Annotated in this window: 23 protein-coding genes and 2 pseudogenes; 19 read left to right on the forward strand and 6 right to left on the reverse strand. The window is 63.9% G+C overall.

The window, feature by feature from the left end; translation table 11 throughout:
• Nucleotides 1–3 precede the first annotated feature (3 nt).
• The 7 genes from AB4851_RS23560 to AB4851_RS23590 all read left to right on the forward strand — a co-directional run bounded on the left by AB4851_RS23560 (nt 4) and on the right by AB4851_RS23590 (nt 5646).
• The gene (locus AB4851_RS23560; RefSeq protein ID WP_414451669.1) at nt 4–507 is read left to right on the forward strand and encodes an OmpH family outer membrane protein; all 504 of its coding nucleotides are present in this window, start codon (nt 4–6) and stop codon (nt 505–507) included.
• A gap of 16 nt (nt 508–523) precedes the next feature.
• Nucleotides 524–1609, forward strand: coding sequence for a UDP-3-O-(3-hydroxymyristoyl)glucosamine N-acyltransferase (gene lpxD, locus AB4851_RS23565; RefSeq protein ID WP_414442179.1), 1086 nt, complete (start codon nt 524–526; stop codon nt 1607–1609).
• Between the two features lie 129 nt (nt 1610–1738).
• Nucleotides 1739–2209 (forward strand): 3-hydroxyacyl-ACP dehydratase FabZ, encoded by a 471-nt coding sequence (gene fabZ, locus AB4851_RS23570; RefSeq protein WP_414442178.1) that lies wholly within the window; start codon nt 1739–1741, stop codon nt 2207–2209.
• Nucleotides 2210–2259: 50 nt separating this feature from the next.
• The gene (gene lpxA / locus AB4851_RS23575; RefSeq protein WP_414451670.1) at nt 2260–3048 is read left to right on the forward strand and encodes an acyl-ACP--UDP-N-acetylglucosamine O-acyltransferase; all 789 of its coding nucleotides are present in this window, start codon (nt 2260–2262) and stop codon (nt 3046–3048) included.
• 2 nt (nt 3049–3050) lie between these two features.
• The gene (lpxB, locus tag AB4851_RS23580) at nt 3051–4220 is read left to right on the forward strand and encodes a lipid-A-disaccharide synthase (RefSeq protein WP_414451671.1); all 1170 of its coding nucleotides are present in this window, start codon (nt 3051–3053) and stop codon (nt 4218–4220) included.
• Entirely contained in the window at nt 4217–4867 is a 651-nt protein-coding gene (gene rnhB / locus AB4851_RS23585; RefSeq protein WP_414451672.1) for a ribonuclease HII, read from the forward strand. The genes lpxB and rnhB overlap by 4 nt, the downstream gene beginning before the upstream one ends.
• A complete protein-coding gene (locus AB4851_RS23590) occupies nt 4864–5646 on the forward strand; it encodes a TrmH family RNA methyltransferase (protein WP_414451673.1) in 783 nt (260 codons plus the stop codon). The genes rnhB and AB4851_RS23590 overlap by 4 nt, the downstream gene beginning before the upstream one ends.
• Nucleotides 5647–5752: 106 nt before the next feature.
• Here AB4851_RS23590 and AB4851_RS23595 read toward each other — a convergent pair whose 3' ends face one another.
• Nucleotides 5753–6568: a pyruvate, water dikinase regulatory protein gene (locus AB4851_RS23595; protein WP_414442173.1), complete on the reverse strand. Its 816-nt coding sequence runs from the start codon at nt 6566–6568 to the stop codon at nt 5753–5755.
• A gap of 446 nt (nt 6569–7014) precedes the next feature.
• Between AB4851_RS23595 and ppsA the strand changes: the two genes are divergently transcribed.
• From ppsA to AB4851_RS23610, 3 genes are all read left to right on the forward strand, one after another.
• Complete coding sequence (gene ppsA / locus AB4851_RS23600) at nt 7015–9417, forward strand: phosphoenolpyruvate synthase (RefSeq protein WP_414442172.1); 2403 nt, start codon at nt 7015–7017, stop codon at nt 9415–9417.
• A gap of 124 nt (nt 9418–9541) precedes the next feature.
• Nucleotides 9542–9976: an NfeD family protein gene (locus AB4851_RS23605; protein ID WP_414451674.1), complete on the forward strand. Its 435-nt coding sequence runs from the start codon at nt 9542–9544 to the stop codon at nt 9974–9976.
• Between the two features lie 53 nt (nt 9977–10029).
• Nucleotides 10030–10965: an SPFH domain-containing protein gene (locus AB4851_RS23610; RefSeq protein ID WP_414451675.1), complete on the forward strand. Its 936-nt coding sequence runs from the start codon at nt 10030–10032 to the stop codon at nt 10963–10965.
• 118 nt (nt 10966–11083) lie between these two features.
• Here the strand turns inward: AB4851_RS23610 and smpB are convergent, their stop codons facing one another.
• The gene (gene smpB / locus AB4851_RS23615) at nt 11084–11536 is read right to left on the reverse strand and encodes an SsrA-binding protein SmpB (protein ID WP_414451676.1); all 453 of its coding nucleotides are present in this window, start codon (nt 11534–11536) and stop codon (nt 11084–11086) included.
• Between the two features lie 94 nt (nt 11537–11630).
• On the opposite strand from smpB, the gene AB4851_RS23620 reads away from it, so the two are divergent.
• Together AB4851_RS23620 and AB4851_RS23625 are read left to right on the forward strand one after the other, a co-directional pair.
• Nucleotides 11631–12068, forward strand: coding sequence for a type II toxin-antitoxin system RatA family toxin (locus AB4851_RS23620; RefSeq protein ID WP_414442168.1), 438 nt, complete (start codon nt 11631–11633; stop codon nt 12066–12068).
• Nucleotides 12069–12070: 2 nt separating this feature from the next.
• Complete coding sequence (locus tag AB4851_RS23625; protein ID WP_414451677.1) at nt 12071–12394, forward strand: RnfH family protein; 324 nt, start codon at nt 12071–12073, stop codon at nt 12392–12394.
• 108 nt (nt 12395–12502) lie between these two features.
• Here AB4851_RS23625 and AB4851_RS23630 read toward each other — a convergent pair whose 3' ends face one another.
• On the reverse strand, nt 12503–13498 hold the full coding sequence (locus AB4851_RS23630; protein WP_414451678.1) for a DMT family transporter: 996 nt from the start codon (nt 13496–13498) through the stop codon (nt 12503–12505).
• Between the two features lie 368 nt (nt 13499–13866).
• Between AB4851_RS23630 and guaB the strand changes: the two genes are divergently transcribed.
• The 5 genes and pseudogenes from guaB to AB4851_RS23655 all read left to right on the forward strand — a co-directional run.
• On the forward strand, nt 13867–15327 hold the full coding sequence (gene guaB / locus AB4851_RS23635) for an IMP dehydrogenase (RefSeq protein WP_414442165.1): 1461 nt from the start codon (nt 13867–13869) through the stop codon (nt 15325–15327).
• Nucleotides 15328–15333: 6 nt separating this feature from the next.
• A complete protein-coding gene (locus tag AB4851_RS23640; protein ID WP_414451679.1) occupies nt 15334–16014 on the forward strand; it encodes a hypothetical protein in 681 nt (226 codons plus the stop codon).
• A 118-nt stretch (nt 16015–16132) separates the two neighbouring features.
• A complete protein-coding gene (guaA, locus tag AB4851_RS23645; protein WP_414451680.1) occupies nt 16133–17752 on the forward strand; it encodes a glutamine-hydrolyzing GMP synthase in 1620 nt (539 codons plus the stop codon).
• A 297-nt stretch (nt 17753–18049) separates the two neighbouring features.
• Nucleotides 18050–18349: pseudogene (locus AB4851_RS23650) on the forward strand (Arm DNA-binding domain-containing protein); the annotation flags it as partial.
• A gap of 2 nt (nt 18350–18351) precedes the next feature.
• Nucleotides 18352–18675 (forward strand): annotated as a pseudogene (locus AB4851_RS23655) (type VI secretion protein); the annotation flags it as partial.
• 198 nt (nt 18676–18873) lie between these two features.
• Here the strand turns inward: AB4851_RS23655 and AB4851_RS23660 are convergent.
• The 3 genes from AB4851_RS23660 to AB4851_RS23670 all read right to left on the reverse strand — a co-directional run bounded on the left by AB4851_RS23660 (nt 18874) and on the right by AB4851_RS23670 (nt 21178).
• A complete protein-coding gene (locus AB4851_RS23660; RefSeq protein ID WP_414451681.1) occupies nt 18874–19152 on the reverse strand; it encodes a DUF1330 domain-containing protein in 279 nt (92 codons plus the stop codon).
• 160 nt (nt 19153–19312) lie between these two features.
• Nucleotides 19313–20320, reverse strand: a complete 1008-nt coding sequence (locus AB4851_RS23665; RefSeq protein WP_414451682.1) for a zinc-dependent alcohol dehydrogenase family protein — start codon at nt 20318–20320, stop codon at nt 19313–19315.
• Nucleotides 20321–20335: 15 nt separating this feature from the next.
• Nucleotides 20336–21178: an NAD(P)H-dependent oxidoreductase gene (locus AB4851_RS23670; protein ID WP_414451683.1), complete on the reverse strand. Its 843-nt coding sequence runs from the start codon at nt 21176–21178 to the stop codon at nt 20336–20338.
• A 164-nt stretch (nt 21179–21342) separates the two neighbouring features.
• Here AB4851_RS23670 and AB4851_RS23675 point away from each other — a divergent pair, with 164 nt between their 5' ends.
• Nucleotides 21343–22248: a LysR family transcriptional regulator gene (locus AB4851_RS23675; protein WP_414451684.1), complete on the forward strand. Its 906-nt coding sequence runs from the start codon at nt 21343–21345 to the stop codon at nt 22246–22248.
• Nucleotides 22249–22741: 493 nt separating this feature from the next.
• Nucleotides 22742–23677 carry a LysR family transcriptional regulator gene (locus tag AB4851_RS23680; RefSeq protein WP_414451925.1) on the forward strand — a complete coding sequence of 312 codons (936 nt, stop codon included), beginning with the start codon at nt 22742–22744 and terminating at the stop codon, nt 23675–23677.
• Nucleotides 23678–23827: the final 150 nt, after the last annotated feature.

Raw genomic sequence — 23827 nt, forward strand, 5'->3', positions numbered from 1 at the left:
GTGATGTGCGCGTTGGCGCTTGCTGCTGCGCTCGGCGCGACGGCCGCGCAGGCGCAGGACGTCGCTCGGATCGCGGCGGTCAATTCCGACCGGATCCTCCGCGAGTCGGCGCCGGCCAAGGCCGCGCAGACCAAGCTCGAAGCCGAGTTCGCGAAGCGCGACAAGGACCTGCAGGACATGGCCGCGCGCCTCAAGACGCTGTCGGATTCTCTCGACAAGAACGGGCAATCGCTGTCGGCCGCCGATCGCGCACAGAAACAGCGCGATCTGGCCCAGCTCGACACCGATTTCCAGCGCAAGCAGCGCGAGTTTCGCGAAGACCTGAACCAGCGTCGCAACGAGGAACTCGCGGCCGTGCTGGAGAAGGCGAACAAGGTGATCAAGCAGATCGCCGAACAGCAGAACTACGATCTGATCGTGCAGGAGGCTGTCTACGTCAGCCCGCGCATCGATATCACCGACAAGGTGCTGAAGGCGCTCGCGTCGCCTTCCGGTTCGTTGAACTGACCAGGACGGAGTACGCATGGCATTGACGCTTGAGGCACTCGCCCAACGTTTCGGCGGGGACATCGCCGGCGATTCGCACTGCCAGGTCGCCGGCTTGGCGCCGCTCGATCAGGCCGGCCCGAACCAGCTCGCGTTCCTCGCCAATCCGAAATATCTGTCGCAGGTCGAGACCACCCGCGCCGGCGCGGTGCTGATCAAGCCGCAGGATCTCGAGAAGCTCGGCGCGGCCGCGGAAGGCCGCAACTTCATCGTCACCCCGAACCCCTACGCCTATTTCGCGCGCGTCGCGCAGATGTTCATCGATCTGGCCGCGCCGAAGCGTGCGTCGGGCGTGCATCCGAGCGCGAACGTCGATGCCGCCGCGCAGGTGGCGGCGAGCGCCGTGATCGGCCCGAACGTGACGGTCGAGGCGGGCGCGGTGATCGGCGAGCACGTGCGGCTCGACGCCAATGTGTTCGTCGGTGCCGGCACCAAGATCGGAGAAGGCTCGCATCTGTATCCGAACGTGGCGATCTATCACGGCTGCGACATCGGCGTGCGTGCGATCATCCATTCGGGCGCCGTGATCGGTTCCGACGGGTTCGGCTTCGCGCCCGATTTCGTAGGCGATGGCGCAGAGCGCACCGGTACCTGGGTGAAGATCCCGCAGGTCGGCGGCGTGAAGATCGGCCCGGACGTCGAGATCGGCGCGAACACGGTGATCGACCGCGGCGCGATGGCCGACACGGTCATCGAGGAATGCGTCAAGATCGACAACCTCGTGCAGATCGCGCACAACTGCCGCATTGGCGCCTATACCGTGATCGCCGGCTGTGCCGGCATCGCGGGCAGCACCCATATCGGCCGCCATTGCATGATCGGCGGCGCGGTCGGCATCGCCGGCCACGTCACGCTCGGCGATTACGTGATCGTCACGGCGCAATCGGGCGTATCGAAATCCCTGCCGAAGGCAGGCATCTACACGAGCGCGTTCCCGGCCGTCGACAACGGCGAATGGAACCGGAGCGCAGCGCTCGTGCGCAATCTCGACAAACTGCGCGACCGCATCCGCTCGCTCGAAACCGCGCTTGCCGCGCGGAACGACGGACCCGCGCAGGACTGAACGTCGAAACAGGGCGCGGTGCTCGGCCGGGATCGGCTGCCACCGCGATCAAACAGGGCCGCTCCGCGCTTCGGGCGGTCCTCGGCATTTGCATCATCACCGCGCAGTGATTGCGTGAGACGAACCATCATGAGCATCGAACAAATCAATTTCGACATCCACAAGATTCTCACGCTGCTGCCGCATCGTTATCCGATTCTGCTCGTCGACCGCGTGCTCGAACTCACCCCGCACGAAAGCATCAAAGCCCTGAAGAACGTCACGATCAACGAGCCGTTCTTCCAGGGCCATTTTCCGCAGCGTCCGGTGATGCCGGGCGTGCTGATCATCGAGGCGCTGGCGCAGGCCGCCGCGCTGCTCACGTTCAGCGAGGAATCGTCCACGGTCGATCCGAGCAATTCGCTGTACTACTTCGTCGGCATCGACGGCGCGCGCTTCAAGCGCGTGGTGGAGCCGGGTGATCAGCTGATCCTGAACGTCAAGTTCCAGCGCTATATTCGCGGCATCTGGAAGTTCTCGGCCACGGCGGAAGTCGATGGCAAGGTGGCGGCGGAAGCCGAACTGATGTGCACGGTGAAGCCGGCCGACGCGGCGCCCTGAGCGACGCGCGGCGCAACCGAGGCACGACTGACTAAGAGAGGCAACCGCGCATGAGCAGGATTCATCCCACGGCCATCATCGAACCGGGCGCGCAGATCGACGCCACGGTCGAGATCGGCCCGTACGCGATCATCGGCGCGAACGTGACGATCGGCGCGCGCACCACGATCGGCTCGCACAGCGTGATCGAAGGGCACACCACGATCGGCGAAGACAACCGCATCGGCCATTACGCGTCGATCGGCGGGCGTCCGCAGGACATGAAGTACAAGGACGAGCCCACCCGGCTCGTGATCGGCGATCGCAACACCATCCGCGAATTCACGACGATCCACACCGGCACCGTGCAGGACACCGGCGTGACCACGCTCGGCGACGACAACTGGATCATGGCCTACGTGCACATCGGCCATGATTGCCGGGTCGGCAACCACGTGATCATGTCGAGCAACGCACAGATGGCGGGGCACGTCGAGGTGGGCGACTGGGCGATCGTCGGCGGCATGTCCGGCGTGCACCAGTTCGTGCGGATCGGCGCGCATTCGATGCTGGGCGGCGCATCGGCGCTGGTTCAGGACGTGCCGCCGTTCGTGATCTCGGCCGGCAACAAGGCCGTGCCGCACGGCATCAACGTCGAGGGGCTGCGCCGCCGCGGCTTCTCGGCCGAGTCGATCAGCACGCTGCGCAGCGCGTACCGGGTCGTCTACAAGAGCGGCAAGACGCTCGACGAGGCCAAGGCCGAACTGCGCGAGCTGGTGGCTGCGGGCGGCGAGGGCGTGGAAGCGCTGACGGCCTTCGTCGACTTCATCGACGCCTCCCAACGCGGCATCATCCGCTGACGATGGCGCTCACTTCGACCCCGCTGCGTCTCGCGCTCGTCGCGGGCGAGCCGTCGGGCGACCTGCTCGGCGCGTCGCTGCTGGGCGGGCTGCACGCGCGCCTGCCCGGTTCCGCGCACTACTACGGCATCGGCGGGCCGCGCATGATGACGGCCGGCTTCGATTCGCACTGGCCGATGGATCGCCTGACGGTGCGCGGCTATGTCGAGGCGCTCAAGGAAATCCCCGGCATCCTGCGCATTCGCACCGAGCTCAAGCGCCAGTTGCTGGCCGAGCCGCCCGACGTGTTCGTCGGCATCGATGCGCCGGACTTCAATTTCGGCGTCGAGCAATCGCTGCGCGACGCCGGCATTCCGACCGTCCACTTCGTGTGCCCGTCGATCTGGGCCTGGCGCGGCGGGCGGATCAAGAAGATCGTCAAGTCGGTCGATCACATGCTGTGTCTGTTTCCGTTCGAAACGGCGCTGCTCGAGAAGGCCGGCGTGGCCTCGACCTACGTGGGCCATCCGCTGGCCGACGACATCCCGCTCGAACCCGACACGCGCGGCGCGCGGATCGCGCTCGGGCTGCCCGAAAGCGGCCCCGTGATCGCGGTGTTGCCGGGCAGCCGGCGCTCCGAAATCGGCTTGATCGGGCCGACGTTCTTCGCGGCCATGGCGCTGATGCACCAGCGCGAGCCGGGCGTGCGTTTCGTGATGCCGGCGGCCACGCCGCAGTTGCGCAGCCTGCTGCAGCCGCTCGTCGATGCGCATCCGCAACTGCCGCTGACGCTGACCGACGGCCGCTCGCAGGTGGCCATGACGGCGGCCGATGCGATCCTCGTCAAGAGCGGCACGGTGACGCTCGAAGCGGCGCTGCTCAAGAAGCCGATGGTGATCTCGTACAAGGTGCCCTGGCTGACGGGGCAGGTGATGCGCCGGCAGGGCTATCTGCCGTACGTCGGGCTGCCGAACATCCTGGCCGGCCGTTTCGTGGTGCCCGAACTGCTTCAGCATTTCGCGACGCCCGAGGCGCTGGCCGATGCGACGCTCACGCAGTTGCGCGACGACGCCAACCGCCGCACGCTCCACGAGGTCTTCACCGAAATGCATCTTTCGCTGCGCCAGAACACGGCCGCGCGCGCGGCCGAGGCGGTCGAGCGGGTGGTGGCGAACCGGAAGCCGCGCGCATGAACGTTATCCGCGAGAAGCGCGGCGCGTCGGCCATCGTCGTGGCCGAGCAGCCCGGGTTCGCGTTCGACGCGCCGGGCGAGATCGTCTGCGGCGTGGACGAAGCCGGACGCGGCCCGCTGGCCGGCCCGGTGGTTGCGGCGGCCGTGATCCTCGATCCCGCGCGGCCGATCGTCGGCCTCGACGACTCGAAGGCGCTCAGCGCGAAGAAGCGCGAGGCGCTCTACGCCGAGATCGTTGCCCGCTCGCTTGCCTGGTGCGTGGCGTCGGCCAGCGTCGAGGAAATCGATACGATCAATATCCTGCATGCCACGATGCTGGCGATGCGGCGTGCCGTCGAAGGGCTGTCGGTGGTGCCGACGCTCGCGAAGATCGACGGCAACCGCTGCCCGCCGCTGACCATCCGCAGCGAAGCGATCATCGGCGGCGACGCGCTGGTGCCGAGCATCTCGGCCGCCTCGATCATCGCGAAGGTCACGCGCGACCGCCTGCTCGTCGATCTGCACGCGAGCTTCCCGCTCTACGGTTTCGACGTCCATTCCGGCTACGGCACGCCGAAACACCTCTCCGCGCTGCGCGAGCACGGGCCGTGCGAGCACCATCGACGCTCGTTCGCGCCGGTGCGCGCGGCGCTCGATATCGTCCGATGAAACTGATTACCTCGCGCGACAACCCGCTGTACAAGCGCCTGAAGGCGCTGGCGGGCTCGACGCAGCAGCAACGCCGCGGCGCGCAAGCGCTGCTCGAAGGGCTCCACCTCGCGTCGGCCTATCTCGACGCATGCGGCCAGCCCGAACTCTGCGTCGTGACCGACGGCGCGCTCGCGCACGACGAAACGCATGCGATCGTCTCGCGCGTCGAACCGCAGCGCGTGGTGTCCTTGCCCGATGCGCTGTTCGGCCAGTTGTCGAGCGTCGTCAACGGCGTTGGCATGCTGCTGCTGGTCGAACGGCCCGCCGCCGAACTGCCGGAACGCGTGACGCAAACGGCCGTCGTGCTCGACGGCGTGCAGGATGCCGGCAACGTCGGTTCGATCCTGCGCAGCGCCGCCGCAGCGGGCATCGGCCAGGTGTTCTGCGTGCGCGGCACGGCCTATGCATGGTCGTCGAAGGTGCTGCGCTCGGGCATGGGCGCGCATTTCCTGTTGCAGATTCATGAGGACGTGGACGCCGATGCGCTGATTCCGCGTCTCGGCGTGCCGGTCGCGTTGACCGATTCGCACGGCGCGCAGGCGATCGACGACTGCGACCTGAGCGGCCCGGTGGCGTGGGTGTTCGGAAATGAAGGGGCGGGCGTGTCGGCCGCCTGGCGCGAGGCCGCCGGCTTGCGCGTGACGATTCCGCAGCCCGGTGGCATGGAATCGCTCAACGTGGCGGCAGCGGCGGCCGTCTGCCTGTTCGAGCAGTGCCGGCAACAGCGCAAGCGCTGAACCGGCGGCAACGCAACGCATGCGGGATGGAAGCGGCGGGTCACTTCGGTGGGCCGCCGCTTTTTTCATGCGCCGCGGGCGCGGCAATCGGCCCGCGTCGGCCCGCTCAGTACGACAGGTGGTCGAGCTTGATTTCCTGGAGGATCGTCGTGGCGATTTCCTCGATCGACTTGTGCGTCGACGACAACCAACTGATCCCCTCGCGCCGCATCATCGCCTCGGCCTCGTTGATCTCGTAGCGGCAGTTCTCGGGCGACGCGTACTTGCTGCCGGGGCGCCGCTCGTTGCGGATTTCCGAGAGCCGTTGCGGATCGATCGACAGCCCGAACAGCTTCTCGCGATGCGTCGCCAGTTCCCCCGGCAGCTTGCCGCGTTCGAAATCTTCGGGAATCAGCGGATAGTTGGCTGCCTTCACGCCGTACTGCATCGCCAGATAGAGGCTGGTCGGCGTCTTGCCGCTGCGCGACACGCCCACCAGGATCACGTCGGCCTCCGCCAGGTTGCGGTCCGATTGGCCGTCGTCGTGCGCGAGCGAGAAGTTGATCGCCTCGATCCGGGTTTTATATTCCTCGGTGTCGGCGTTCTGGTGGCCGCGCCCCATCGCATGGGTCGACTTGAGTTGCAACTCCTGTTCGAGCGGCTCCACGAAGCGCTGGAACATGTCGAGCACCAGCGCGTTGGAGCGCTTCACGATCTCGTTCGATTCGCTGTCCACCAGCGTGGTGAACACGATCGGGCGGCGCCCGTCGAGCTGCGCCGCGTCGTTGATCTTCTGCACCGTCAGATACGCCTTGTCGTGCGAATCGACGAACGGCACGCGCACATGCCGGAATTTCTGGTCGAACTGGGACAGGATCGAGTGCGCGAAGGTCTCGGCGGTGATCCCCGTGCCGTCGGAGACGATGAAAACGGTTGGAAGCATGAATCGTGAGCGCTGACGTGCTGCGATGGCGGCCTCGTGCGGGCCGGAAGCGGCCATTCTAGCAGGGCGTGCGTGCACCGTTCGAGCCTCGCGGGCATGCGCGGCGGGCTTGCGGGAGGCGGGCGTGCCCGGCTTTCGAGGCTCGCGCCGAGCGTCGATTGTCACATCGCGCACCGGGCACGGTAGAATAGCGGCCAACCTGTTGGATAAGCCGTTGTGGAAAAGCCGTCATGTTCGCGACTTTTTTACCGAGGCTGGCTTGCGTTCCCGGCAAATTGGGCGATTTGTCTGTTATTTCGTCCTTCTGCCGGGATTTTTACAAGCTGCGCCGGTTCTGGCGACCGCTTATCCAACAGGTCGTGCGATGCGCGCTCCCGCTTCTTATAGGCGGCCGCGCCCGAGCCCAATCGCCCGATCGTGAATTTTTTTCACACTTAGGGGCTTGTATGACTAACGCAGCAAACGTCGCAAAGGACCAGGCGTATGTAATCCCGTTCGAGCAGTTGCGGATGACCGATGTCGAGATCGTCGGGGGCAAGAATGCCTCCCTCGGCGAAATGATCAGCCAGCTTTCGCAAGCTGGTGTTCGCGTACCCACGGGCTATGCGACGACGGCACTCGCGTTCCGCGACTTCCTCGCTCACAACGACCTCACCGATCGCATTGCGAAACGCCTCGAGTCGCTCGATATCGACGACGTGAAGGCGCTCGCCGTCGCGGGTGCCGAAATCCGCAAGTGGATCGTCGACGCACCGCTGCAACCGCGTCTCGAGGCCGAAATCCGCGAACAGTTCGTCGTGCTGTGCAACAGCTCGCCCGAAGAGCTGTCGTTCGCCGTGCGTTCGTCGGCCACCGCCGAAGATCTGCCGGACGCCTCGTTCGCCGGTCAGCAGGAATCCTATTTGAACGTCGTCGGCGTCGAAGACGTGCTCGATCGCATGAAGCACGTGTTCGCGTCGCTCTACAACGACCGCGCGATTTCGTACCGCGTCCACAAGGGCTTCACGCACGCCGAAGTGGCGCTGTCGGCCGGCGTGCAGCGCATGGTCCGTTCGGACGTCGGCGCGGCCGGCGTGATGTTCACGATCGACACCGAATCGGGCTTCAAGGATGCCGTGTTCGTCACGTCGAGCTATGGCCTGGGCGAAACCGTCGTGCAGGGCGCTGTGAATCCGGACGAGTTCTACGTCTTCAAGACCACGCTCGCGCAGGACAAGTACCCGATCATCCGCCGCTCGATCGGCTCGAAGCTGATCAAGATGGAGTTCACGCAGCCGGGCGAGCCGGGCCGCGTGAAGACGGTCGACGTGCCGGGCGAGCAGCGCAACCGCTACTCGATCACCGACCAGGACGTGATCGAGCTGGCCAAGTACGCCGTCATCATCGAAAAGCACTACGAGCGTCCGATGGACATCGAGTGGGGCAAGGACGGCCGCGACGGCAAGATCTTCATCCTTCAGGCGCGTCCGGAAACGGTCAAGAGCCAGGCCAGCGGCAAGGCCGAGCAGCGCTTCAAGCTGAAGGGCCAGTCGCAAGTGCTGGCGACCGGCCGGGCGATCGGCCAGAAGATCGGCGCGGGCCCGGTGCGCGTGATCAACGATCCGTCGGAAATGGAACGCGTGCAGCCGGGCGACGTGCTGGTGGCCGACATGACCGACCCGAACTGGGAGCCGGTGATGAAGCGCGCGGCGGCGATCGTCACGAACCGCGGCGGCCGTACCTGCCACGCGGCGATCATCGCGCGTGAGCTCGGCGTGCCGGCCGTGGTGGGTTGCGGCGATGCCACCGACGTGCTGAAGGAAGGCTCGCTGGTCACGGTGTCGTGCTCGGAAGGCGACGAAGGCAAGATCTACGACGGCCTGCTCGAAACCGAAGTGACCGAAGTGCAGCGCGGCGAACTGCCGGCCATCCCGGTCAAGATCATGATGAACGTCGGCAACCCGCAACTCGCGTTCGACTTCTCGCAACTGCCGAACGCCGGTGTCGGCCTCGCGCGTCTCGAGTTCATCATCAACAACAACATCGGCGTTCACCCGCGGGCGATCCTCGAGTATCCGAACATCGATGCGGATCTGAAGAAGGCCGTCGAGAGCGTCGCGCGCGGCCACGCCTCGCCGCGTGCGTTCTACGTCGACAAGCTGATGGAAGGCATCGCCACGATCGGCGCGGCGTTCTATCCGAAGCCCGTGATCGTGCGTCTGTCGGACTTCAAGTCGAACGAGTACAAGAAGCTGATCGGCGGTTCGCGCTACGAGCCGGACGAGGAAAACCCGATGCTGGGTTTCCGCGGCGCATCGCGCTATATCTCCGAGGATTTCGCGCAGGCGTTCGAGATGGAATGCATCGCGCTCAAGCGCGTGCGTGACGAGATGGGCCTGACCAACGTCGAGATCATGGTGCCGTTCGTGCGCACCGTGAAGCAGGCGGAACGCGTTGTCGGCTTGCTGGCCAAGTACGGCCTCAAGCGCGGCGAAAACGGCCTGCGCCTGATCATGATGTGCGAAGTGCCGTCGAACGCGATCCTGGCCGAGCAGTTCCTCGAGTACTTCGACGGCTTCTCGATCGGCTCGAACGACCTGACGCAGCTCACGCTGGGCCTCGACCGCGATTCGGGCATGGAACTGCTGGCCGTCGATTTCGACGAACGCGATCCGGCCGTCAAGTTCATGCTCAAGCGCGCGATCGACGCGTGCCGCAAGCTCGACAAGTACGTCGGCATTTGCGGCCAGGGTCCGTCCGATCACCCGGATTTCGCGCAATGGCTGACCGAGGAGGGCATCCTGTCGATCTCGCTGAACCCGGATACGGTCATCGATACGTGGCAGGCGCTCGCGAAATCGGCGAAGTAGGTCGATGAAATAAGCAGTCCTTGATTCGCCTCGCCTGCCGTTCGCGGCCGAGGGGCCGGAACAGCCTCAGGTCTGTGCTATAAACACCCCGGTAATTCCGGGGTGTTTTCGTTTGGAGACCGACATGCAGGCAGCGCAGTGGTTCTGGTGGATCGGCGTAGGTGTGCTGGCCGTCGCGGAGTTGCTGACGGGCACGTTCTATCTGCTGATGATTGCGATCGGCTTTGTCGCCGGCGGGCTCGTGCATCTGGTCGGCGGCCCGCTGCACTGGCAGGTTGCCGCCGCGGCGATCGTGTCGGTGCTGTTGCTCGTGGTGTTGCGTCGCTCCGGCATCGGGCGGCGCCAGAAGCGCGACGCATCGGCCAATCCCGACGTGAATCTCGATATCGGCGCCACCATTGCGGTGCCGCACTGGCAGAATCGCCGGGCGCGCGCGCCGTATCGCGGCGCCGATTGGGACATCGAACTCGCCGAAGGCGAGCGCGACGATGCGCAGCTCTACGAGGTGCGTGCAGTACGGGGAAACTGCCTGATCGTCGCCGCCAAGGCCCGGACCTGAGAGCCGGGCCCCCGATCCTCGCTCAATCGATATAACAAAGGAGGTAAGCCGTCATGTCTGCGCTCATATTCTGGGTCGTGGTTCTCGTGATCGTGTTCGTCATCGTGTCGAAGACGGTCAAGATCGTGCCGCAGCAGCACGCCTGGGTGCTCGAACGCTTCGGCCGCTATCACGCCACGCTGTCGCCGGGGCTGAACATCGTGCTGCCGTTCATCGATCGCATCGCGTATCGGCACATTCTCAAGGAAATTCCGCTCGACGTGCCGAGCCAGGTCTGCATCACGCGCGACAACACGCAGTTGCAGGTGGACGGCGTGCTGTACTTCCAGGTCACCGACGCGATGAAGGCGTCGTACGGATCGAGCAACTTCGTGCTGGCGATCACGCAACTGTCGCAAACCACGCTGCGCTCGGTGATCGGCAAGCTCGAACTCGACAAAACCTTCGAGGAGCGCGATTTCATCAACCACAGCATCGTGTCGTCGCTCGATCAAGCCGCGTCGAACTGGGGCGTCAAGGTGCTGCGCTACGAGATCAAGGATCTGACGCCGCCGAAGGAAATCCTGCATTCGATGCAGGCGCAGATCACGGCCGAACGCGAGAAGCGCGCGCTGGTGGCGGCCTCCGAGGGCCGCAGGCAGGAGCAGATCAACCTGGCCTCGGGCGCGCGTGAGGCGGCGATCCAGAAGTCGGAAGGCGAACGGCAGGCCGCGATCAACCAGGCGCAGGGCGAAGCGTCGGCGATCCTGGCGGTGGCCGAGGCCAATGCCGCGGCCATTCGCAAGATCGCCGAGGCAATTCAGTCGCAGGGCGGCATGGATGCCGTGAACCTGAAGGTGGCCGAGCAGTACGTGAGCGCGTTCGGCAATCTGGCCAAGCAGGGCAACACGCTGATCGTGCCGGCGGATATGTCCGATCTGAGCACGGCGATTGCTTCGGCGCTGACGATCGTCAAGCGTGGTGCGCCGGGCGGGGCGGCCAAGGGCTGAACGACGTTCGCCATCGCGCGAGGGTTGCGCGACCCCAATGAAATGGCCCGCTCGAAGCGGGCCATTTGTCTTGATGGGGCAGGGCGGTGGAGGTTGCCGTCGCCCGGGCCGCCCGCTTTCAGGTGCGGGCGCCATCGCGCATGATTCGCGCCTTTTCGCGCTCCCAGTCGCGTTTCTTCTCCGTTTCGCGCTTGTCGTGGAGCTTCTTGCCCTTGGCGAGGCCGATATCGCATTTGACCCGGCCGGCCTTGTAGTGGAAGTTCAGCGGCACCAGCGTGTAGCCGCGCTGCTCGACCTTGCCGATCAGTTTCTTGATCTCGTCACGATGCAGCAGTAGCTTGCGCGTGCGGACCGGGTCGGGCTGGATGTGCGTCGACGCTTCCGGCAGCGGGCTGATATGGGTGCCGATCAGGAAGATTTCGTCGTTCTTGACGATCACGTAGCCTTCCTTGATCTGGCCGCGGCCGGCACGCAAGGCCTTGACCTCCCATCCTTCGAGCACAAGCCCTGCTTCATAGCGCTCTTCGATGTGGTAGTCGAAGAATGCCTTTCTGTTGTCTATGATGCTCATGAAAGGAAATGGCCAACTCGTTTAAAATCGCGATTTTAGCAAAGCGGGGCGCACTTGGCCCGGCTTGGCCTCCACTCTTGATGCCGCGAGATTTATGGCAGATGTCCACAAAACCGTATTGATCCGCCATTCGGCGGAACAGATGTTCGACCTCGTGACCGACGTGGCCGATTACCCGAACTTCCTGCCCTGGTGCGGCGGCGTCGAAGTGCGCCGCCAGGACGAGACCGGCATGGAGGCGCGGATCGACATCAATTTCAAGGGAATTCGGCAGCACTTCGCGACCCGCAACACGCAGGAGCGGCCGCATCGCATCGACATGGAATTCGCCGACGGCCCGTTCAAGAACTTCACGGGCTACTGGCGCTTCACGCCGCTGCGCGCCGATGCCTGCAAGATCGAGTTCTCGCTGCACTACGAATTCACCAACGTGATCCTCGAAAAGATCATCGGCCCGGTGTTCAGCCATATCGCCAACACGTTTGTCGATTCGTTCGTGAAGCGCGCCGATCACCTGTACGGGAAGGGCTGACCATGCTGGCCGTTCAGGTGTGTTACGCGCTGCCGACCTGCCAGACGCTGATCGACGTGTCGGTGCCCGACAGCGCCTCGGTGCGCGATGCGATCGAGGCGAGCGGGATCGTCGCGCAGCATCCCGAAATCGATCTCGATGCCGCCAAGACCGGCGTGTTCGGCAAGCTCGCGCCGCTCGATGCGCCGCTGCACGACGGCGACCGCGTGGAAATCTACCGGCCGCTGATCGTCGATCCGAAAGCCGCGCGCCAGCGCCGTGTCGACAAGACGCGCCGCGAAGGCTCGATCGAAGGCCGCAAGTGGATGCCGAAGGATTCGCGCTGAGTCTCAGCGGCCGGGGTTGCCCGGTCGGTCTTCCATGGCGGGTTTCCGCCTGATCTTGCGTTGGGCTGTGCTGCCACGGCTGGCCGCGTTTCGGGGTGGCATCGTGCGTCAGTGCGCCGTGCGGTGCCGTTCCGCTGACGACTGTTCGAGATCGGGGCTGCCCGGCCCGGCGGCGGGCGGCGCGGCATCGCCGTGGCGGCGCACCGCGCCGTAGACGCCGGCCAGCAACAGCCCCAGCGCGGCGATTTCCAGCCCGCGCGGCATCCGCGCCTCGAACACGAAGCCGTACAGCATCGCGAACACGGTCTCGAACACGATCAACTGGCCGGTCAGCGTCAGCGGCAGGCGTTTCGACGCCGCATTCCACAGACCATTGCCGAGCCACGACGCGCCGATCGCCAGCGCGAGATTGAGCAGCCAGAACATCGGCCAGCCGCCGGCGGCCGGCATCGCGACCGCGCCCGACGGCAACACGGCCAGCACGAGCCACGCCAACGCCCCAACCAGCCCCGTGACGATGCCCCACAACGCCGACCACTCGTTGCCGTCGAAGCGGTGATGGCGGCGCAGGTAGCGCGCGTTGGCCACGGCGTACCAGGTCCAGCTGGCCAGCGCGCCGGTGGCGCAGGCGATGCCGGTCAGCTTGTCGAGCGTCGAGGTGGCCTGGGCCGCGCTCGACGTGAACAGATCGATGTTGATGCAGACGATGCCGGCCGCGACCAGCGCGAGCGGCAGGGCGAGCCGGCGCAGCGGCACGGCGTCGGCGTCGCGCAACCCCGCGAACGTGACCGTGACGGGCAGCACGCCGACGATCAGCGAGGTGGGCGCGATGCCGATCAGGTGCACGGCGCTCGCCAGCAGCATGTAATAGCCGAGATTGCCGACGATCGCGAGCCGCACCAGCGCGATCAGGTCCTCGCGCGTCAGGCGGGCGAGCAGCGAGCGCGCCATCGGCAGCGCCACGGCGGCCGACACGAGCCCGTACATGGTGTAGCGGCCGGCACTGAGCACCAGCGGCGAGATGTCGGCGAGCAGCCTGGGCACCAGAAACACCATGCCCCAGAGGGCGCCGGCCAACACCCCATACATGACTCCGCGCTGCATGATGATTTTCCTTGCACTGGCTGAAACGATGAGGGAGCGCATCGTAACGGTTCGCGCGGCCGGGCGTCTTGTCGAATCCTGCATGGGGGACGGATTGTCGGGCGTGGCTGGCCGCCCGCGCGGATGCGTCGCGGTTCGGATGCCCTTATTCGACGCAGGGGTTTTCCGCGTCGCCCGGGCGGCTCGGCAGGCCGCCGAAGCTAGGAATTTTCGTATTCGAACATGGCCGCGCGGGCGCGAAATCCGGACGAACCCGCCGCGAAGTGCAAACCGAACGCCGCGCCGGGCGGGCCGCTAAGCCGTTGTTCGGGTGGTGAAAATCCGCTCGGTATCGCGTATAATCTGCTTTTGCGCCCATAGGATTTGCCATGCGTCTTATCCAAAAAGCACTCACGTTCGATGACGTGCTCCTCGTCCCGGCTTTCTCCGATGTCCTGCCGCGCGACACCAGCCTCAAAACCCAGCTCACCCGCAACATCGCCCTGAACATGCCGCTCGTGTCCGCCGCCATGGATACGGTCACGGAAGGTCGCCTCGCCATTGCGATGGCGCAGCAGGGTGGCGTGGGTATCGTCCACAAGAACCTCACGCCCGCCGAGCAGGCGCGCGAAGTCGCGAAGGTCAAGCGTTTCGAGTCCGGCGTGGTCCGTGACCCGATCACGGTGCCGCCGACGATGAAGGTTCGCGATGTGATCGACCTGTCGCGCCAGCATGGCATTTCGGGGTTCCCGGTGGTCGAAGGCCCGCAACTGGTCGGCATCGTGACGAACCGCGACCTGCGTTTCGAATCGCGTCTCGACGAGCCGGTCAAGTCGATCATGACCACGCGCGAGCGTCTCGTCACCGTCAAGGAAGGCACGCCGCTCGCCGAAGCGAAGGCGCTGATGCACAGCCACCGCCTGGAGCGCGTGCTGGTCGTCAACGATGCGTTCGAACTGCGCGGCCTGATGACGGTGAAGGACATCACCAAGCAGACCGAACACCCGGACGCCTGCAAGGACGAACACGGCAAGCTGCGCGTGGGCGCGGCGGTGGGCGTGGGCGCGGACAACGAAGAGCGCGTCGAACTGCTGGTGCAGGCCGGTGTCGACATGATCGTGGTCGATACGGCGCACGGCCACAGCAAGGGCGTGCTCGAGCGCGTGCGCTGGGTCAAGCAGAACTTCCCGCACGTCGAAGTGATCGGCGGCAACATCGCCACCGCGGCGGCCGCCAGGGCGCTGGTCGAGTACGGCGCGGATGCGGTCAAGGTCGGTATCGGCCCCGGTTCGATCTGCACGACGCGAATCGTCGCCGGCGTGGGCGTGCCGCAGATCAGCGCGATCGCCAACGTGTCCGAAGCGCTGCGCGGCACCGGCGTGCCCTGCATCGCCGACGGTGGCGTGCGCTTCTCGGGCGACGTGTCGAAGGCACTGGCCGCCGGCGCGAATACGGTGATGATGGGCAGCATGCTGGCCGGCACGGAAGAAGCGCCGGGCGACGTGTTCCTGTATCAAGGCCGCCAGTACAAGTCGTATCGCGGCATGGGTTCGGTCGGCGCGATGAAGGACGGCGCGGCGGACCGCTACTTCCAGGACAATTCCGCGAACATCGACAAGCTCGTGCCGGAAGGCATCGAAGGCCGTGTGGCCTACAAGGGCTCGGTCAACGCGATCCTGTTCCAACTGGTCGGCGGCGTGCGCGCCAGCATGGGTTATTGCGGTTGCCGCACCATCACCGAAATGCACGAGAAGGCCGAGTTCGTCCAGATCACGGCTGCCGGCATGCGCGAGTCGCATGTCCACGACGTGCAAATCACCAAGGAAGCCCCCAACTACCACGTGGACTGATCGCTCATGAAGCCATTGCTGCGCGTCGTACTCGTTATCGATGCCCTGCTGCTGCTCGCAGGTGGTGTGCTGTTCGTGCTGACGCCCTGGAAGGGGCTGTACGACGCGTTGCAACTGGTTCAGGTCGATCCAGCCATGGTGGGGCAGGCATTCGGCATTGCGTTGCTCGGGCTGGCATGGCTGGCGTTTCATGCGTCGGTCAACGGCGATCTGACGTCCGGCGTCGCCCGTGCGGTCGGCCATGTGAACTGGCTGATCGGCGTGGTGATGGTGGTCTGGCTGATCGGCCTGCACCGGCCGGAGTTGACCGCGTTCGGTCAGCTCGTGTCGGTCGTCACGGCGGCGCTGTTGGTCGTGATCGGGCTCGGTGGCGTGCAGCTTGCCTCCACGGTGCGCAAGCGCGAGCGCGTGCGGGCCGTCGAGGCCAAGGCGTCGCGCAACGCCGCGGCGCAGCAGCCCGCGCCGGTCGTCGTGCCGCCGCAGCCGCAGCCGGCCGCCACGCGCGTCGAGCCGGGCATTGGCGGTGCGCGGGCGGCATCGGTCACCGAACCGGCGCCGTCGTATGCCGCGCCGTCGTCGGCCGGGTCCGCCGCCGGCACGCGTCCGTACGAGCCGAGCGGTACCGGCCGAGCGACCGATACGCCGGCCGCCCACAGCGAGCCTCCGAAGCCGCCGTTCCACGGTTGACCGGGCGCCACCCGAGCGTGGCGTTCGCCGGGCCTCGCGCCCGGATGGTTTCCGATTCAGATGCAGCGCCGCGTGCGCTGCTTTTCTTACCCGTTTGTTTATCTTCGCGTCCGCAGCCATGCACGACAAAATCCTGATTCTCGACTTCGGTTCGCAAGTCACCCAACTGATCGCGCGGCGCGTGCGTGAAGCGCACGTCTACTGCGAAATCCATCCGAACGACGTCACCGACGAATTCGTCCGCGCGTTCGCGCCGAAGGCCGTGATCCTGTCCGGCAGCCATGCCAGCACCTACGAAGATCACCAGTTGCGCGCGCCGCAGGCCGTGTGGGATCTCGGCGTGCCGGTGCTCGGCATCTGCTACGGCATGCAGACGATGGCCGTGCAGCTTGGCGGCAAGGTGGAATGGAGCGACCACCGCGAGTTCGGCTACGCGGAAGTGCGCGCTCATGGCCACACGCGCCTGTTGAACGGCATCGAGGATTTCACGACCGGCGAAGGCCACGGCATGCTGAAGGTGTGGATGAGCCACGGCGACAAGGTCGGCGAACTGCCGCCCGGCTTCAAGCTGATGGCCTCGACGCCGAGCTGCCCGATCGCGGCGATGGCCGACGAGGAGCGCGGCTACTACGCCGTGCAGTTCCATCCCGAAGTCACGCACACCATGAAGGGCCGCCAGATCCTCGAACGCTTCGTGCTCGAGATCGCCGGCGCGAAGCCCGATTGGGTGATGCGCGATCACATCGAAGAGGCCGTGAAGCTGATCCGCGAGCAGGTGGGCGACGAGGAGGTGATTCTCGGCCTGTCCGGCGGCGTGGATTCGAGCGTGGCCGCGGCGCTGATCCATCGCGCGATCGGCGATCAGCTGACCTGCGTGTTTGTCGATCACGGCCTGCTGCGCCTGAACGAAGGGCAGATGGTGCTCGACATGTTCCAGGGCCGCCTGCACGCGAAGGTCGTGCATGTGGATGCGTCCGAGCAGTTTCTCGGCCATCTGACCGGCGTGACCGACCCGGAAGCGAAGCGCAAGATCATCGGCCGCGAGTTCGTCGAGGTGTTCCAGGCCGAAGCGAAGAAGCTGTCGAACGCGAAGTGGCTGGCGCAGGGCACGATCTATCCGGACGTCGTGGAATCGGGGGGCACCAAGACCAAGAAGGCCACCACGATCAAGAGCCACCACAACGTCGGCGGCCTGCCGGAAACGCTCGGCCTGAAGCTGCTGGAGCCGCTGCGCGACCTGTTCAAGGACGAAGTGCGCGAGCTGGGCGTGGCGCTCGGCCTGCCGCCCGAGATGGTCTATCGCCATCCGTTCCCGGGCCCGGGCCTCGGCGTGCGGATTCTCGGCGAAGTGAAGCGCGATTACGCGGATCTGCTGCGCCGCGCCGATGCGATCTTCATCGAGGAACTGCGTGCGACGATCGCCAACGAGCAGGATGTGGCGGCCGGCATTTGCGACGCGTCGCAGGTCGGCAAGTCGTGGTACGACCTGACGAGCCAGGCGTTTGCGGTGTTTTTGCCGGTGAAGTCGGTCGGCGTGATGGGCGATGGCCGGACGTATGACTACGTGACGGCGCTGCGTGCCGTGCAGACCACGGACTTCATGACGGCGCATTGGGCGCATTTGCCTTATGCGTTGCTGGGGCGGGTGTCGAACCGCATCATCAATGAGGTGCGCGGGATCAATCGGGTTGTTTATGACGTGTCGGGGAAGCCGCCGGCGACGATCGAGTGGGAGTGAATTCACGTCCTTCGAGAACTGTCGCCAGCTATCGAAAAGTACTCGTAACGTGTTGATTTTGAAAAAATACGTCGCGGCAGCTATCGGTGGCTGTCGCCGGCCAGCAAAACAGGTCGACGGTAAAGCTGACGGTAAGAATCGAGGCCGAATTAAGACCCTCCCGTTCACTATTCAGCCTTTTACCGTCTTTGACGGTAAAAGGCTTCTCGGGAAAGCTTGTTTTATGCGGCTTTCCAGGCATCAACAGGTCTCCTGGTCCCTGACGGTAACGCCGTCAAAAAGCTGGAGGAAACCTCGATGCTTACCGACGCTGCACTGCGTAACTTGAAGCCCAAGTCCAAGACTTATCAGGCTTCTGACCGTGATGGGATGTCCGTGACGGTATCACCCAGCGGTACCGTCACCTTCCGCTACGATTACCGGTTCAACGGACGCCGGGAAACGCTGACCCTCGGGCGCGATGGCCCTGACGGTATTTCTTTGGCGATGGCGCGCGAACTGCTCCCGGACGCGCGGAAAACCGTCCTCAAGGGCATATCACCTGCGCTCGAAAAGCAACGCGAGAAACGCCGGGTGGTCGCCATCAAGACCTTCGGCACGGCGAACGCGACCGGCACCAGTTCCGGTTCATCGTCTCTCCGGAGGAGGCCGAACAGCTCGACGACCTGCGCACCTACACGCGGCACCTGATGGCGCGCATGAAGGCCGACCTGGGCACGCGGCTGGAATGGGGCGCGGTCGATCACGGGAACACCGACAACCCGCACACACACGTCGTCCTGCGCGGCAAGGACAACACCGGCAAAGACCTCATCATTTCCCGTGACCACATCGCCGAAGGGATGCGTCGTCGGGCGTCGGAACTGGCGACCGAATGGCTGGGGCCGCGTACCGAGCTGGAGATGCAGCGGGCCATGCAGCGGATGAGGGACGTCGGCTCAGGGTGTGCACACACGATTAGGTCGAGCCTGGCGCGCAGTTGCGAAGTGGCCGCCGTTGCATCGGCAACCGAACGTACTCTACTTAGCCTTTCCGACACGCCCAAACTCCGGTCGGAACGCTGCGGGAGGGGCAAACGATGCGGGCGTGGAGGCAGATCCTCCGGGCGCTTGGATCGTCGGCTAGCCGATCAGTCGAAAACGGCATTCCATGCCGGCCAAGCGGTCTGCCCGGGTCGCCTGATATTCGGCCGAGTTGTACCAGGCGATCGCCGTCTCGCGATTGATGAAGCTGATAATCGCACCGTTTTCGAAGGCCGGCTCTCCAGCCAGTACCTCCCAGGCGCCACGGCCGATGAACTCGCCTTCAAATTGTTCGACGACGGGGCCTGCCGCTGCTGAATAGCGCTTCAGGGCCTCCGGATCCTTTACGGCCAACTCGACAGCCACATAGACGCTCATTTCGATACTTCGGATGGAGGAGCGATTTGAAAGAAACCGGTTCTACGAGCGGTGGCCGCTCCTCACGAAGACCTGAAACACTACGCCGTCTCGAGAGGATAAACCCCTAACGAGACGGCTCCGCCGAGTTGGAGTTGATGGAGGCGCTCCATCGTTCTTTTCAATATTCCACGACGATCTTGCCGAAGTGGCTGGCTGTTTGCTGCAGACGGAAGGCGTCGGCCAGTTTGGGGAACGTGAAGGCGTGATCAATGATGGGCCTGACGCCGACGATGTCGAGCGCCCGTACCATTTCGAGTTGATGCTGGCGGTTACCGACCACGAGGCCCTGGAGTCGCTGTTGGCGCGCCATCAGCAAACCCGTGGGCACATCGCCGCCGCGTCCAGTGAGAACGCCGATCAGCGCCAGATGACCGCCGACCCGCCCGGCCTGGATTGACTGGGCCAGTGTGCCGGGTCCCCCGACCTCAACGACATGGTCGACGCCGCGTCCGCCGGTAATATCGCGGACATGCCTGCCCCATTCTGGGATCTCGCGATAATTGACGGTGTGATCGGCGCCGAGCGCGCAGGCACGTTCCAGCTTGTCGTCGGATGACGAGGTCACGATCACCGACGCCCCCATTGCCTTGGCGAGTTGAAGCGCGAAGATCGACACCCCACCCGTGCCCAGCACCAGCACAGTTGCACCGGCCTTCAATCCACCATCGACGACGAGAGCGCGCCAAGCCGTTAGCCCTGCCGTTGTCAGCGTCGCTGCTTCGGCATGGGTGTAACCCTTCGGTGCGTGTGTGAAGGCGTGTACTGGCGCCACGACCACTTCGCGTGCGTAACCGTCGATACCGTCGCCCGGCGTCGTCGCGAAATCGGCGATTTGCGGCTCGCCATCAAGCCACGTCGGAAAGAAAGTTGACACGACATGGTCGCCGACCGAGAAAGCCTCTACGTCCGGCCCGACCGCCTCGACCACGCCTGCTCCGTCCGCCATGGGGATGCGTCCCGGAGCGGCTGGAAGCCGCCCCGTCACGACGCCCAGATCGTGATAATTGAGCGAGGTCGCATGCAGGTGGACCCGGATTTCTCCCGGGCCCGGCATACCCGGATCGGGCAAGTCGACCATCGTGAGGGCTTCGAGGCCGACCTGACCGTTGGAGTGGAACGCGCGCATGATTGGCAATCCTGATCAGGCGCTGGCAAGCGCCGCGGGCCGTGATTCGGCCGAGTCCAGATTCTCAACAGGATCGCCCTGTTGCGCCAGGTGGATGCGGAGGCCCGTTTCTCCGGAACCGAGGCCGGGCTTGAGCACCTGCTGTCCGTCATAGTGGCCGCCATTCTGAGTGCGATACGGGATCGGCGTGTCGGTGAAGAGATTCTCCATCCGGACCTTGAAGGCTGCCGCGACTTCCACCCAGCGCTCTTCAGACAGGCGGTCGCTCTGGTAGATGGGGAAGGGCGGCATAACATCCATGCCCGGATAGAAGAGCTGTCCATGCTGGATGGGCCACAAGATCTCGTCGAGTCGGCCATTGACGCCGCGCTCGCTATAGTGCGGCTCGCGACCGCCGATGCTGACGACAACCATCGCCCGGCGACCGGCTAGCGTTCCTTCACCATACCGATCGCCCCAGCGTTCACCACCATGCGGGCCAACGCCGTAAGCGAAGCCATGCGCATAGACGCGCTCGACCCAACCCTTCAGGATTGCCGGCGCGCTGAACCACCACAACGGGAAGGTGAGGATGACCGCGTCGGCCCACAGCAGCTTCTGCTGCTCAGCCACGATATCGGCGGGTTGGGTACCCGTGGCGAAGGCGTTGCCTGATTCCGATGCATAGCGTAGCCGATCGGCGTTCTTTCGCTGCGGGAAATCGGCTGCATCGGCGACGGCCTTCCAGTGCATGGCATAGAGGTCGGATACTTGAACCTGATGGCCCTGCGCGGTCAGCGTTTCGACCGCGAGGTTCTTCAAAGAGCCGGTCAGCGACTGGGCCTCTGGATGGGCGTGGACGATAAGAACGTTGCTCATGCGGTGATCCTGAATAAGAAAGGGAAGAGGCGGCTTTCGACCGTTCTCCTCAAAGCTAGACAGCCCTAAGGACTTTCACCGTTTATCGCGTTGATGGTGAAGCATGCAGCGTAAATAGTGATCAGGTATATTGGAAATGAATTTCATAGATACCTGGTATTGTCATGGATAATTTGCGTAGTCTCGACCTGAACCTTCTGCGCACGCTCAATGTATTGCTTGAGGAGCACAACGTGAGTCGGGCGGCCGAGCGTCTCAATCTGTCGCAGCCGTCTGTCAGCGTCCACCTATCGAAACTTAGAAGAGTCTTCAAGGATCCTCTGCTTTTGCCCGGGCCTCGCGGTATGCGACCAACGGCAAGGGCCGACTCGCTGCGGGAGTCGCTTTCCGTGGCCTTGGCTGCCCTGAACGAAGTCATGTCGCCGTTACAGCCGTTTGACCCATACACCGCGGCACTAACTTGGAAGATTGCCGCGACGGATTACAGTGAAACGACGGTACTGCTACCGACGCTTCCAAGGCTGCGTGAATATGCGCCGAATACTCGCGTTAGCGTTACGCAGATCGCACCGCGTCTCATCGCCAGACAATGCGAAATAGGTGAAGTTGATCTAGCATTCCATACGGCGGACGAAGCGCCTGACGGCTTACGCCGAAAGACCTTGTTTCAGGAAAAGTATGTGTTGGTCGGACGGCCTGATCATCCTCGACTCAAGCGAAAGCTTACCGTGTCGCAGTTTTGCAAACTGGATCATGTAATCGTGTCACCGGATGGAGGTGGATTTGTCGGCGTCACTGATATGACTTTGGCACAGCTTGGTCTGAAGAGGCGAGTCGTACTTTCAGTGCCACATTTCACCTTCGTACAAGACGTATTGTCGCGTACGGACTTGGTTGCGATGCTCCCATCGCGCCTGCTTAAAGGCGAATCCAAATTACGATCGGTCGCGCCGCCGGTCGAGGTTCCCGGGTACGAAATGGTAATGCTGTGGCACGAACGGTCACACCGCGACCTGTCGCATCAATGGTTACGGGAGCTTATCGGTTCGAGCATTAAGGGGGACGATTAGCCGGCGCGGAGATGTGACGACTGAGAAAGGTTCCTTTGAAACGTGGTCCTTCCACGCGTCGTGTTGGCGAAATTCAACTTATTAGCATTACTCGGATGTTGAGGTTTTCTCTTTGCGTCGATCCGGCGCTCGCGTTATCGCCGGTTTTTTACCAGTGGCGTGCGGCGTCGGCACTTCGAAATTGAATGATAAGTGCGCGCTCAAAGTTTTCGATCATGTCTGGATAGGCAGCACTGCCCCGCATGACTATTTGTCCACCGTGATGTGCAATAGACCGTGTCGTTGATGCGCTGGAGACATGACTCTTTTCGTCCACATCTCTGATTTCGACAACTGCAAACGCAGTCACCAAGCCACCTTAGGGGGTGAAGTTCGTGGAATTGTGCCCGCTCATGAAGGAGCCAGAAATGCCGTGCCATGCACTTCTGTAGTGCGTTCAACGCACGACAAAGACCATAGCGGCTCATGTCTGAGCAACTATAATTTCCCCATCATGCAATCACCTGACCTCAATCTCCTGTTCGCGCTCGACGTGTTGCTCGAGGAGGGGTCCGTTGTGTCCGCCGCTCGCCGCATGAATCTAAGTGCACCGGCGATGAGTCGTACCCTGGCACGCATTCGCGAGACTGTCGGTGACCCGATCTTTGTGAAGGTCGGGCGCAAGATGGTGCCGACACCGCGCGCACTTGCGTTGCGGGAGCAGGTCCGCCAAGCTGTTCAGGGCGCTCGCCGCCTGCTGGAACCCGAACACGAGGTCGACCTATCCTCGCTCAAACGTAATTTCAATCTGCATGCAAACGACGTGTTCATTAGCGCGTTCGGGCAGGCGTTGATGGAACGGGTGTGTGCCGAGGCGCCCCATGTCCTGTTACGTTTCTCACCGGAGCGGGAAACGGAAGATACGGTGCTGGAGGATGGCAAGGTCGATCTCTATATCAGCGCTATGCGCCCGATGGGGAAGGACTTACATGTGCAGTCGCTGTTCACGACGAAGTTCGTTGGGATGGCGCGCGATCAGCATCCCATCTTCGAGCACGAAATTACTCCCGAACGTTTCGCGAGATACGATCAGATCAGTGTCTCCCGCCGTGGACGTGCGAGCGGCCCGATTGATACTGCCCTGCAGCGTCTCGGTCTTTCCCGCCGTGTGTCGTTGGTGGCTCCCACATTTCATTCAGGCGTTTTCATGCTCGGGAGTTCGGACCTGATCTTGACCGTACCCGAGCACGTTGCGTGGGCCGTACGACGGATGGGCGTGCGGGCGCGTCATTTTGAGCTGCCACTTCCGCTCGAAACCGTGGTGGTTGTCCAGGCGTGGCATCCCCGATTCCAGAGCGACAGCGCGCATCAATGGCTCCGAGGTATCGTCCGCGAACTCTGCACGGGTGAGGCTGGTGCTAATCCCGGCGCGATGGTGCTTTCGAAATAGATGCGTCAGACGCACGGCAGGAGTGCAAAGATTTCAATTTTCGGAGTGACCCACCGCATCTAGACTGACCACATTCGATGTTGTCTGTGGAAGGTAAAACGGTGAACGATTTTCCGAATTCAATTGACGCTGTCATTGTCTCAATGCGGT

Source organism: Burkholderia sp. 22PA0099 (assembly GCF_047497165.1).
GTDB lineage: Bacteria > Pseudomonadota > Gammaproteobacteria > Burkholderiales > Burkholderiaceae > Burkholderia.